At 70.6% G+C, this 11,174-nt stretch carries 13 protein-coding genes, 1 tRNA gene and 1 pseudogene; 10 read left to right on the forward strand and 5 right to left on the reverse strand.

Going from position 1 to position 11,174, the window contains the following annotated elements:
- Positions 1-567 (forward strand): DUF4189 domain-containing protein (locus tag IBL26_RS24145; protein ID WP_187787071.1); only part of this gene is annotated, 567 nt, incomplete at its 5' end.
- 447 nt (positions 568-1,014) lie between these two features.
- Here the strand turns inward: IBL26_RS24145 and folD are convergent.
- Genes folD through IBL26_RS24160 form a run of 3 tightly spaced genes read right to left on the reverse strand, consistent with a single transcriptional unit; the run spans position 1,015 to position 2,568 of the window.
- The gene (folD, locus tag IBL26_RS24150; protein ID WP_187787072.1) at positions 1,015-1,860 is read right to left on the reverse strand and encodes a bifunctional methylenetetrahydrofolate dehydrogenase/methenyltetrahydrofolate cyclohydrolase FolD; all 846 of its coding nucleotides are present in this window, start codon (positions 1,858-1,860) and stop codon (positions 1,015-1,017) included.
- The gene (locus tag IBL26_RS24155) at positions 1,857-2,240 is read right to left on the reverse strand and encodes a DUF167 domain-containing protein (RefSeq protein ID WP_367615503.1); all 384 of its coding nucleotides are present in this window, start codon (positions 2,238-2,240) and stop codon (positions 1,857-1,859) included. Before IBL26_RS24155 ends, folD begins: the two co-directional genes overlap by 4 nt.
- 34 nt (positions 2,241-2,274) lie before the next feature.
- Positions 2,275-2,568, reverse strand: coding sequence for a YggT family protein (locus tag IBL26_RS24160; RefSeq protein ID WP_187787073.1), 294 nt, complete (start codon positions 2,566-2,568; stop codon positions 2,275-2,277).
- A 159-nt stretch (positions 2,569-2,727) separates the two neighbouring features.
- Between IBL26_RS24160 and IBL26_RS24165 the strand changes: the two genes are divergently transcribed.
- The 6 genes from IBL26_RS24165 to hisA all read left to right on the forward strand — a co-directional run bounded on the left by IBL26_RS24165 (position 2,728) and on the right by hisA (position 6,430).
- A tRNA-Ala gene (locus IBL26_RS24165) sits at positions 2,728-2,803 on the forward strand.
- Positions 2,804-3,338: 535 nt separating this feature from the next.
- Complete coding sequence (hisB, locus tag IBL26_RS24170) at positions 3,339-3,959, forward strand: imidazoleglycerol-phosphate dehydratase HisB (protein ID WP_187787074.1); 621 nt, start codon at positions 3,339-3,341, stop codon at positions 3,957-3,959.
- A complete protein-coding gene (locus IBL26_RS24175) occupies positions 3,959-4,387 on the forward strand; it encodes a DUF2628 domain-containing protein (RefSeq protein ID WP_187787075.1) in 429 nt (142 codons plus the stop codon). Before hisB ends, IBL26_RS24175 begins: the two co-directional genes overlap by 1 nt.
- Entirely contained in the window at positions 4,387-5,040 is a 654-nt protein-coding gene (gene hisH / locus IBL26_RS24180) for an imidazole glycerol phosphate synthase subunit HisH (RefSeq protein ID WP_187787076.1), read from the forward strand. The genes IBL26_RS24175 and hisH overlap by 1 nt, the downstream gene beginning before the upstream one ends.
- Before the next feature lie 15 nt (positions 5,041-5,055).
- Entirely contained in the window at positions 5,056-5,622 is a 567-nt protein-coding gene (locus IBL26_RS24185; RefSeq protein WP_187787077.1) for a GNAT family N-acetyltransferase, read from the forward strand.
- 79 nt (positions 5,623-5,701) lie between these two features.
- Complete coding sequence (hisA, locus tag IBL26_RS24190; protein ID WP_187787078.1) at positions 5,702-6,430, forward strand: 1-(5-phosphoribosyl)-5-[(5-phosphoribosylamino)methylideneamino]imidazole-4-carboxamide isomerase; 729 nt, start codon at positions 5,702-5,704, stop codon at positions 6,428-6,430.
- A 549-nt stretch (positions 6,431-6,979) separates the two neighbouring features.
- Here the strand turns inward: hisA and IBL26_RS24195 are convergent.
- Positions 6,980-7,294: a TIGR02300 family protein gene (locus IBL26_RS24195; RefSeq protein WP_187787079.1), complete on the reverse strand. Its 315-nt coding sequence runs from the start codon at positions 7,292-7,294 to the stop codon at positions 6,980-6,982.
- Between the two features lie 94 nt (positions 7,295-7,388).
- On the opposite strand from IBL26_RS24195, the gene IBL26_RS24200 reads away from it, so the two are divergent.
- Together IBL26_RS24200 and cmk are read left to right on the forward strand one after the other, a co-directional pair.
- Positions 7,389-8,726 (forward strand): 3-phosphoshikimate 1-carboxyvinyltransferase, encoded by a 1,338-nt coding sequence (locus IBL26_RS24200; protein ID WP_187787080.1) that lies wholly within the window; start codon positions 7,389-7,391, stop codon positions 8,724-8,726.
- Complete coding sequence (cmk, locus tag IBL26_RS24205) at positions 8,723-9,355, forward strand: (d)CMP kinase (protein ID WP_187787081.1); 633 nt, start codon at positions 8,723-8,725, stop codon at positions 9,353-9,355. Before IBL26_RS24200 ends, cmk begins: the two co-directional genes overlap by 4 nt.
- A gap of 454 nt (positions 9,356-9,809) precedes the next feature.
- Here the strand turns inward: cmk and IBL26_RS24210 are convergent, their stop codons facing one another.
- Complete coding sequence (locus IBL26_RS24210; RefSeq protein WP_187787082.1) at positions 9,810-10,733, reverse strand: hypothetical protein; 924 nt, start codon at positions 10,731-10,733, stop codon at positions 9,810-9,812.
- Positions 10,734-10,982: 249 nt separating this feature from the next.
- Here IBL26_RS24210 and IBL26_RS24215 point away from each other — a divergent pair.
- Positions 10,983-11,174: pseudogene (locus IBL26_RS24215) on the forward strand (molecular chaperone TorD); the annotation flags it as partial.

Here is an 11,174-nt window from a genome sequence, read left to right on the forward strand (position 1 = left end):
CGGGCGGCCCAGCCCCCCGCCGCGCCGCGCACCGCGCCGGCCTTACCCGCCTTGCTGCCGCCCGGCTTGCCCGCGCCCGCCCTGCCGGCTTCCAGCAGCGTGGCCCCCGGCGCGGTAACCCGTGGCGCAATGCCGCCGCGCACCGTGCCATCCGCCCCACGCGCCGGCAGCCAGGCAACCGAAGCCGCCCTGCCTTCCGCTGCCAGCAACCCCCGCCACGGCGTGATCCACCTGGCGCCGCCACCCTCGCTGAATTACGGCCTGACCGCCGGGTTGCCGGACCGCGCCGCCGCCCACCGGCTGGCGGAGCAGCAATGCATGGGGCCACAAGGCGCCGCCTGCCGCCTGGCGCTGGAATTCCAGGACCGCTGCGGCGCCGTGGCCCACGGGCTGATCCCGCGCGGGCTGTTCCTGACCAACAGCCCCACCACCTTCAACGTGATGCTCGCCACCCCCGGCACCGGCGCCACCCAGGCCCTGGCGGAACAGGACGCCATGGCCGCCTGCCGCCAGCGCTTCCGCGGCACCTGCCGGGTGGCGGGAAGCCTGTGCGGGCCGCCGGGGTGAGGCGGGTGGGGGAAGGCCGGGGAAGGAATTCCCCGGACCCCTTCTTTTACTTTTCGAGTTCTGGGAAGGGCTGTTGGGCGGCCGGTCCTGAGACCCGGCTGGGTGCGCCGGAGGTCCTAGACCTCCGGCGACTGACGGTTCAGCTCTTGTGGCCCATTATTGAAATCATCGAGCAGCGTCTGCTCCGGTCCTGAGAGACCGTTTGGAAAACTCTGCTGGGTCGGTCACGGCGGGCTTTTCCACGCCAGCTTTGTCGGCGGCTTTGCCAAATGTCCCTGCATTTGGCCTGCGCCACCCTCCGCGCTGGCACGGAAAATCCGGCCGCACCCTCAGCCGCCAGAGCTCCTAAACGGTCTCTAAGGCGCGACGCCAAACCCGCAGAAAAAAGAAGGGGTCTGGGGAATTCATTCCCCAGCCTTTCTCCCCTCTCGCAGCACAGCCCGTGCTTCAGGCGCCCCGGCGGGCGATCGCGGCTTCCAGGGTGTTTTCCAGCAGGCAGGCGATGGTCATCGGCCCGACGCCGCCGGGCACCGGGGTGATGGCGCCGGCGTGTTGCACGGCTTCGTCGAACGCCACGTCGCCGACCAGCCTTCCGTTGGGCAGGCGGTTGATGCCGACGTCGATGACGGTCGCGCCTTCCTCGATCCAGTCGCCGCGCACCAGTTCCGGCCGGCCGACAGCGGCGACCAGGATGTCCGCCCGGCGGCATTCCGTCGCCAGGTTCTGGGTGCGCGAGTGGACGACGGTGACGGTGGCGTCCGCCGCCAGCAGCAGCGCCGCCATTGGCTTGCCGACGATGTTGGAACGGCCGAGCACGACGGCGCGTGCGCCGCGGAGGGAGGCGCCGGCGGCGGCCAGCAGGTGCATCACGCCCTTCGGCGTGCAGGGGGTCAGGGCGGGCTGGCCGATGGCCAGCTTGCCGGCGTTGATGGCGTGGAAGCCATCCACGTCCTTGGCGGGGTCGACGGCCTGGATCACCGCGTCGGCGCGGATATGCGCCGGCAGGGGCAGCTGGACCAGGATGCCGTCCACCGCGGGGTCCTCGTTCAGCTGGCGCACCACGGCCAGCAGCGCGGCCTCGGTGGTGTCTTCGGGTAATTGGATTGTGGCGCTGTCGAAGCCGGCCTGCTGGGCGGCGCGGTCCTTGTTACGGACATAGACGCCGCTGGCCGGGTCGTCCCCCACGCGCACGACGCGCAGGCCGGGGGCGAAGCCCAGGGACTTCACCCGTTCCGCCAGGCCGGCGCGCAGCGTGGCGGCCACGGCCTTCCCGTCGATGATGCGTGCGGTCATGCCAGTGTCTCCAGTCTCTCGCTGAGCAGGGCGGCCAATGCGGCGGGGTCGCCAGCGATGTGGCAGGTCTTTTCCCGCGCGGCGGCGCCGTGCACCACCGCGATGCGCGAAGGGGGGACATGCAAGGCTTCCGCCAGCAGGGCGCAGATGGCCTTGTTGGCGCGCCCGTCCTCCGGCGCCTCGTTCACGGCCAGCTTCAGACGCGGACCGTCGGCCGATTCCACCAGCCCGTGCAGGCCGGGCCGACGGGCGCGGGGTTGCGCCTTCACGCGCAGCTCCAGCCCATCCGGCAGCAGGCGCCAGGCGCTGTCCCGGCCGGCGGGCTGGCCAGGGTTCCTGCCAGGAATCTTGCCAGGGGCCTGTCGGGGCGTGTGGGTCACGGTCGTGGCGGGTTCAGCCGGCGGCGGTCACGCCTCAGCCGGCGACCAGCGGCCACAGCGTCTGCCACAGGAAGATCCGCGCCGCGTAGAGCAGTAGGATGAGGATCATCGGCGAGATATCGATGCCGCCCAGGTTGGGCATGAAGCGGCGGATGGGGCGGATTGCCGGTTCGGTGATCTTGTAGAGGAAGTCCCCGATGGTCCAGACGAAGCGGTTGCGGGTATCCAGCACGTTGAAGGACACCAGCAGGCTGAACACCGCGGCGATGATCAACGCCCACACGTATAGCCCGATGAGCTGATCGATCAGCCAGAACAGTGCGTACATCGCCACTCCTTGAAGGCAGGGGGTGGGCCGGGTAGGGCCAAGGCAGAACCGGGCAGGAAAACCTGTCCGGGCCTTCATCTACGGAGCCACAGGCGTGGCGGCAAGCACCGCTTGACTTGTTCTGTGTCGTCGGCAATAAGCCGGGCCTCGCGCCGGTGCGGGGCCGTAGCTCAGTTGGTAGAGCGCCTCGTTCGCAATGAGGAGGTCAGGGGTTCGATTCCCCTCGGCTCCACCACCCGCCCGCGCATCTCCAGACAGACCAGCCTTCGAGAGTCCGTGCCGCCCGTGGCCCATGCTGCGTGTTGCTGGCTGACGCCTGCCGCTGCCGCCGTGACAATGGGCGGCGGCCTTGGCTGCGGGCCAGCCTTCGTGGCCAACCCATCTCCGGCGCCATGCCGCTAGGCATTCCGTGATGGCTGGCACCCTGAGCCAGCCCGATCTTCCCATCCGGCGCCACGTTCAAGGGCCAGGACGCGAAGCTTCATCTCTCCAGGCCACAAATCCTGTCCATCGTTACCGCAGGTCCTCGCCCTTCAACGGACCCGGCGCCACACGCAAACAGCGCCTGCCTTCCACCCACGCCTTCCCAAAAGACTCGGAAAAAGAAAAGAAGGGGCCCCGGGAATTCCTTCCCCGGCCTTCGCCCCCTCCCAAACCATCCGAGTCCACTCAATGCCGGCGCCTCGCCAGAGGCACCGGTTTTCCAAGCCGGCCGGGGCGCTTTGCCCTACCCTCTGGCGAAGCCCTCCGCACCGGTCTAGGAAGCGCCCATGCAGACCGCCCCTCGCTCCCCTGCTTCCCGGATCGCCGAGATCTCCCGCGCCACGAGCGAGACCGACATCCAGGTCCGCATCGACCTGGACGGGCAGGGCCAGGGCCGCATCGCCACTGGCATCGGCTTCCTGGACCACATGCTGACCGCGCTGTGCCGCCACAGCCTGATCGACATGGACATCGCTGCGAAGGGCGACCTGCATATCGACTTCCACCACACCACCGAGGATGTGGGCATCGTGCTCGGCCAGGCTGTGCGGCAGGCGCTGGGCGACAAGCGCGGCATCCGCCGCTACGGCCACGCCCTGGTGCCGATGGACGAGGCGCTGGTGGAAGCCGCGATCGACATCTCCGGTCGTCCCTTCCTGGCCTGGAGCGCCAGCTTCCCGCGCGACAAGGTGGGGGAGATGGATACCGAGCTGTTCGAGGAATTCTTCCGCGCCTTCGCGATGAACAGCGGCATCACCCTGCATGTGACGCAGAAGGCCGGCACCAACGCCCACCACATCGCCGAGGGCTGTTTCAAGGCGCTGGCCCGCGCACTGCGGATGGCGGTGGAGACGGACCCGCGCACCGCCGGTGCCATCCCCTCCACCAAGGGCGTGCTGGAGGCGTGATGCGCAGCTTTACCCTGCACGCCAAGCCGCCGCCGCCGCGCAGCTCCGTCCCCGTGGCGGGGACCCGGGCGCAGCCGAAGGCGGGCTCCCGCCTCGCCGGGTTGCCGGTGCTGGTGCCGGAAGGCTTTTCGCTGATCGCGGCGCTGCTGCCGGCGCCCTGGATGCTGGTGCACCGGCTGTGGCTGCCACTGGTGCTCTACATCGCCTTCAATATCCTGGCGGCCTACAGCCTGCCGGCCGCGGTGCTGCCGTTCCTGACCGTCGCGCTGCAGGTGTTGATCGGGTTCGAGGCGCACAATATCCGCCGCTGGGTGCTGGCCCGGCGCGGCCTGGCGCTGGCCGGCGTCGTCGTCGCCAACGATGCCGAGGCCGCGCTGCTGCGCGCGCTGGATGCCAGGCCCGACCTGGCCGGAAGGGGAGTCGCCTGATGCAGGTCGCGGTGGTCGATCCCGGTTCGGGCAACCTGGCCTCCGTGCTGCGGGCCCTGCGCCGCGCGGCGGATGAAGGCGGCAGCAACGCCACCATTACGGTGGAGACGCAGGCGGATGCGGTGGCGAAGGCCGATGCCATCGTCATGCCCGGCCAAGGCGCCTTCGCCGCCTGCCGGCGCGGGCTGGACGCCATGCCCGGCATGGTCGAGGCGGTGGATGAGGCGGTATCGCGCCGCGGCATCCCGTTCCTCGGCATCTGCGTCGGCATGCAGCTGATGGTACAGCGTGGGCTGGAGCATGGCGTGACCCCCGGCCTCGGCTGGATCGAGGGCGACATGGCGCCGATGGACCCGCGCGACCTGGCCGGCGATGCGCTGCCGCTGCCGCAGATGGGCTGGAACGGGCTGCGCTTCGCCCCCGGCAGCCATCCGGTACTGGCGGGCATCGACCCCGGGGACCACGCCTATTTCGTGCATTCCTACGCCCTGGCCGGCGGCCGGCCGGAACAGATCCTGGCCACCGCCGACTATGGCGGCCCGGTGGTGGCCGCCATCGGGCGGGACAACATGTTCGGCACCCAGTTCCATGTCGAGAAAAGCCAGTTCGTCGGCCTGCGGATGCTGGCGAACTTCCTGGCCTGGCGGCCGTGAGATGAGTGCCCTGTGATGAGTACCGCCCACGACCTGGTGGTCGAGCGTGCCGAGAGCCTGGACGATGCCGAGCTCGCCGACCTCTGCGAAGCGACCGATGCCGCCATCATCGAGGGTGGCGGCTTCGGCTGGGTGGACCCGCAGGGGCGGGAAGCGCTGACCCGCCACTTCCGCGGCGTGCTGCTGGTGCCGGCGATCGAGCTGTTCATCGCCAAGCTGGATGGCGTGCCGGTCGGTTCCGCCCAGCTGATGCGCCCGCCGCGCAACAACGAGGCCCAGGCTTTCGCCGCCCAACTGACCCACGCCTATGTCGCCCCCTATGCGCGCGGCCACGGCCTGGCCCGCCTGTTGGTGACGCGGGTGGAGGAGCGGGCCGCCGCCCTCGGCCACCGCGTGCTGAACCTGGACGTGCGCGATACCCAGGACACCGCCATCACGCTGTTCGAGAGCCTGGGCTACACCCGCTGGGGCACCCACCCGGCCTATGCGCGGGTGCGCGGCCAGACGGTGTCCGGCCACTATTACTACAAGCTGCTGGAGACCCCCCGCGGCCGCCCGCTGGATATCCGCGCGCGGGCCTAGCCCCGGCGCCCACGACCTTGGTTTGACCGCGTGACGCAGGCCGTGCCGGCATGCTCCGACAACGGAAAGGGCTGATCCCTTGGCCTTCACCCTCTACCCCGCCATCGACCTCAAGGGTGGCAAGGTCGTCCGCCTCAAGCGCGGCGACATGGACCAGGCGACCACCTATGCCGACGACCCCGGCGCCCAGGCCGCCGCCTTCGCCGCCCAGGGTTTTGACTGGCTGCACGTGGTGGACCTGGACGGCGCCTTCGCCGGCAAGCCGGCCAATGTGGAAGCAGTGGCCCGCATCCTGGCCGGCACCAAGGCCCCCGTGCAGCTCGGCGGCGGCATCCGGGACATGGCGACCATCGAAGCCTGGCTGAGGCAGGGCATCGCGCGCGTCATCCTCGGCTCGGCGGCGGTGAAGAACCCGGCCTTCGCCAAGGAGGCCTGCCGCGCCTTTCCCGGCCAGGTCGCCGTCGGCATCGATGCACGGGACGGCATGGTGGCCACCGAAGGTTGGGCCGAGACCAGCGACGTCTCCGCCCTCGACCTCGCGCTGTCCTTCGAGGATGCGGGCGCGGCTGCCATCATCCACACCGATATCGACCGGGACGGCATGCTGGGCGGGGTGAACGTGGCCGCCACGGCCGCACTCGGCGCGCGCCTGTCCACGCCGGTCATCGCTTCCGGCGGCGTCGCCGGGGTGGAGGATATCGTGGCGCTGAAGGCAGCGGGCTCGGTCGCCGGCACCATCATCGGGCGGGCGCTGTATGACGGGCGGCTCTCGGCGCCGGATGCCATCGCGGCGGCGGCGCGGGCCTGAAGCGTCTTGCCAGGGGCGCGGCCCCTGGACCCGGCTATCAGTAAGTGCGGTGCTGCTTCGGGGCAGGGGCGGTGTAAGCCACGCCCACCGCCAGGGAAGGCTGGGGAAGGAATTCCCCAGACCCCATCTTCTTTTTGCGAGTCTTCCGGCTTTGGCTGATACGGCGACCTTGGATGCCGAGGTTCAGCCCGTGTGGATCATGAATCATCAAGGCTCGGCTGTCTGTCCAAGGCCAAGGGTGGATTGAATTTGGGGCGTCCCCTGGTCGCGCCAGACCGAACGCCGATGGGCCCATGCGAGACCCCACCAGCCTAAGCCACACAAACGCGCAGAAAGAAAAGAAGGGGTCCGGGGAATTCCTTCCCCGGCCTTCGCTTCCGATACAAGCCTAAATGCCGATCGAAGCGCAGGGCCCGCAGCACGGCTGCTTCATCCACACCCGCCGCGGTCAGGCCTCAGGCCTGGCCACGCTTCGAAGCCGGGGTGTGGAACCGGGATGACGACGCCATCCCGGTGGAGGGGGCCGGGGAGCGCTGCCCCCCGGACCATTTAGTTCTCTTCGTCGCGGTCGGTCTCGACCTCGACCTCGAGGTCATCCTCGGCGTCGTCCAGGTCTTCCGCCTCTTCCACCTCGTCCGCGTCCACGTCCTCGATCTCGACATCATCGGCATCGGGGTCGGCAACGGGGGCGACGCGCTTCTTGACCTTATCCTCCGGCGGCAGGGCCGCGCGGCGGGGGCGGGGCTGCTCGGCGGGCTGCTCGGTGCCGCATTTCGGGCACACGGCAGGCTGCTTGCCCAGGTCGTAGAATTTAGCGCCGCAGGCGACACAGGTGCGCTTTACACCCAGTTCGGGCTTGGCCATCAGCGTGGAATTCCCACCGAAATGAAAGGTCGGCCGCAAGTGGACAAGGCGGGCGGCCGGGAGCAAGGGCGCGCATTGCCACGCACCCTGGGCCATGTCAAACCCTGCCGCCGTGGAAGCCGATACGATCCTCCAACCGCTGCGGGTCAGCCGGCCCGCGCGAGGGCTGGTGGGACACATCCGCGTGCCGGGCGACAGCGCCCTCGGCCAGCGGGCGATGGCCATCGCCGCCCTGGCCGTTGGCGCCACCGAGATCACCCACCTGGCGGAGACCGCACCCACCCGCGCCCTCGCCGTAGCCTTGCGGCAACTGGGCGCACGGGTGGAACAGCCAGCCCCTGGCCATTGGCGTATCCATGGCCGCGGCGTCGGCGGACTGGCCGAGCCGGCGGGGGTGCTGGAGGCCGGGGCGTCCCCCCTGGTGCTGCATCTGTTGGCCGGGCTGCTGGCCGGGCTTCCTTCATACGGCGTCGTGGCTGGCACGGGCGCGCCATCGGCGGCGGCGCGGGACGTGCTGGGCCGCATCGGCGCCCGCATCACCACCCGGGCCGGCGGCCAGCCGCCCTGGACGATCGAAGGCGCCGCCGAGCCGCTGCCGCTCGACCTGGATTTCCCGGCCGATCCGGCTGGCGTGGCGGGCACGGCGGCGTTGCTGGCGGCGCTGGGCGCACGCGGCACCAGCCGGCTAGGCGGCGTGGCGGCGGATGGCATGGCCGGACTGTTGCGCCGCTTCGGTGCCGGGATCGACGAGGACGAAGCGCCGGACGATGCCGGCCTGCCCCACCGCAGCCTGCGGCTGCACGGCCAGCCAGAACTAACGGGCGCGGCGCTGGCCCTGCCGCCTGGCACACTCAACGGCGCCGGCCTGTTGCTGGGGGCCATCCTCTGCCCTGGCTCAGCCCTGGTGCTGGACGGCCTGGGCCCCGACGCTCCCCTTGCCGCCATGCTGCGGGAGATGGGCGCCAGCCTGGAGTTGACCGGCGCCGATCTGACCGTGCGCCATGCCACGCTACGCGGCATCGACATCCCGGCGGCGCGGCTGCGCGCGGCAGGCCCCGCCGGCCCGTTGCTGGCCGTGGCCGCTGCCTGCGCCCGAGGGGCCTGCCGCCTGCAAGGCGCAGGCTCCATTTGGGGGCAGGGCCGGATGGACGCTACGCTGCGCCTGCTGGCCACCCAGGGCGCGGATGCACGCCAGGATGGCCAGGACCTGCTGCTGACCGGAGACGGCCGCCCACCCCGTGGCGGCGGCCGCCTCGCGACCCTAGAGGAGCCTTGCATCGCCATGAGCGCCATCGTGCTGGGACTGGCCTGCGAGGCCCCCACCATCCTGGAAAACCCCCAGGGCATCGACCCGGCCTTCCTGGCAGCCCTGGCCCAGTTGGCCGGCCCCGGTGCCGCCGCCCCGGACCTGCCTGGCACGGTGCGGGCATGAGCGCGCCCGTCATCGCCGTCGATGGCCCCGCCGCCGCCGGCAAGGGCACTCTGGCCCGCCGCCTGGCCGCGCATCTGGGCCTGCCCTATCTCGATACCGGCCTGCTGTACCGTGCCACCGGCCGCCGCGTGCTGGACGCCGGTGCCGACCCGCGCGACCCCGGCGTGGCCGAGGAAGCCGCCCGCACCCTGCGCCCCACGGACCTGGAACGCCCGGACCTGCGTGGCCCGGAAGCCGATGCCGCCGCCAGCGCCGTGGCCACCCAGCCCGGCGTGCGTGCCGCCCTGCTGCAATGGCAGCGCGATTTCGGCCGCACCCACGGCGCCGTGCTGGATGGGCGGGATATCGGCACCGTCGTTTTCCCCGACGCACCCATCAAGCTGTTCATCACCGCCAGCCCGGAGGAACGCGCCCGCCGCCGCCACCTGGAACTGACCGCGCGCGGCAACACGGCCGACCCCGCCCAGGTGCTGGCCGAACTGCGCGCCCGCGACGAACAGGACGCCGCCCGCGCCGTGGCCCCGATGAAACCAGCCGACGACGCCGTGCTGATCGACACCACCACCCTGGATGCGGACGCCGCCTTCGCCCGGGCCGTGGAAGTGGTGCGGGGGAAGATCGAGACCTGAACCGTCTTAGGGCGCAGAGAGGGGAAGGCCGGGGAAAGAATTCCCGGACCCCTTCTTTTTTCTGCGAGTCTTTCGGGTGTGGATCTGGGGGCGGCGTCGGCCGTTCCGGGCCGGATCGGGGTTACACTGAAGGTTTGTGACTGCCGGAGGTCGATCGTTTAGTCCGGCTGCCTCAGGTTCCTGCTCATGGCCGCACCCGCCAGTCCTGAAGCCCGCGCCAAATGACAGAAAAAAGATGGCGTAAACGTATACGTTTACGCAGGGGATTCATTTCCCTGAGCTTCTCTCCCTCGCCGAATGCCGATCGACCTTAGACCTCCGGCGACTGAGAGTTCAGCCCGGGTGGCCCATTGATAAAATCACCAGGCAGCGTCCGCTCCCAGTCCTGCAGCGCCACGCCAAACGCGAAGAAAAAAGAAGGGGTCCGGGGAATTCTTTCCCCGGCCTTTCCTGCCTAAGCCGTTGCCCCCCCGGGCAGCGTGGCTTCCAGCTTGGCGAAGGCGATCAGGTCGTCGCCGGAGGGGCGGCGCAGGGAGGGGTGGCGGGCGGTGGCGCCGGGAGGTGGGGCGGGCCAGCACCACAGTTCCAGCCGGTGGGTCTGGAAGCCGGCGGTGGCGAAGGCGGCCTCGATTTCGGACAGGCCGAGGCGGTTGACGTACAGGCCGCTGCGGCCGACCAGTTCGCCTTCCCAGAAGTCCGGCCGGAAGCGCAGGGTGTTCAGCGCACCGCCGACATGGTCGTGGAAATCCACGGCATGGATGCCGAGCGCGGTCGGCGCGGCGATGCGGCGCAGGGCGGCCAGCAGGCCGGGCAGGGCGTCCCGCCGCACATGCTCGATCACGACGTCGGAGACGATGAGCTCCACCGATCCGTTGGGGATGGCGGCCAGGATGTCGGTGCCGCCGACCAGGTAGTGGGCGTCGCAGGCGGCCAGGGCGGCGGCGCGGGTGCGGGCGTGGTCCAGGTTGGGGGCGGGCAGGCCCCGCGCGCGCGCCAGGCTGGCGACGCGGGCATAGGCGGCGGGGTCTGTCGGGGCGTCGTCCTCGACATCGGAGAACCAGACGGGGCCGCAGCCCAGCGCGGCATAGGCGGCGGCGCGCGTCACCATGCGGCCGGGGCCGATTTCCAGCACGCCGCGCGGCGGGCGGCCATGGCGGGCGGTGAAGCGGGCGACATGGGCCATCGGCTCGTCCAGCACGCGGCTTTCGGCATCGGCGACGAAGCTGTGGCGGCCGATGCCCAGGCGGCGCAGCCCGCCACGGGGCAGGCGCAGCGCGGCGATGGCCAGCTTGGCCGCCACCTTGCCCCACCAGGGGAACGGCGCGCCGGCGGCGTAGTGCGGCGGCACGGTGGCGTGGTGAACGGCGCTGTCCTGCATGCGGCTGACGGGAGGCCCTTGCTCTGCCCCGGCTTCTCGCCCGCTGTCGCATGGATGGCAACGGGCAATCTGGGAGGAAGGCAAACCGTAGCCCGGCCGTATCTGATAATGATTTGCAATATCAATAACTTCCCGCCCAGCTTTCCTTGCGAGGCAGGCCCCGTCTGCGGCACATTGTACCCTGGCGTTATCATCGGCCCCGGCCGGGAATGCGCCCACGATGAAATGCTGAACCACGGCCTGGCAGGAATGATGCGATCGGACGCCCTGGTGGCTGGCGGCAATGTCAGCCCCGATTCCCTGGATATGCAGCGCGCGCAGGTGTTTGCCCTGCTGGGGCGCCTGCTGGTCCGTGCGCCGGACGCGGCGCTGCTGCGCGGGCTGGCCGGGTTGGGCGCGCAGCCCGCCACGCCGCTGGGCGTGGCCTGCGCCGGCCTGGCC

Origin of the sequence: Teichococcus aerophilus, from assembly GCF_014490485.1 — a bacterium.
In the GTDB taxonomy this organism is placed as follows: Bacteria; Pseudomonadota; Alphaproteobacteria; order Acetobacterales; family Acetobacteraceae; genus Pseudoroseomonas; species Pseudoroseomonas aerophila.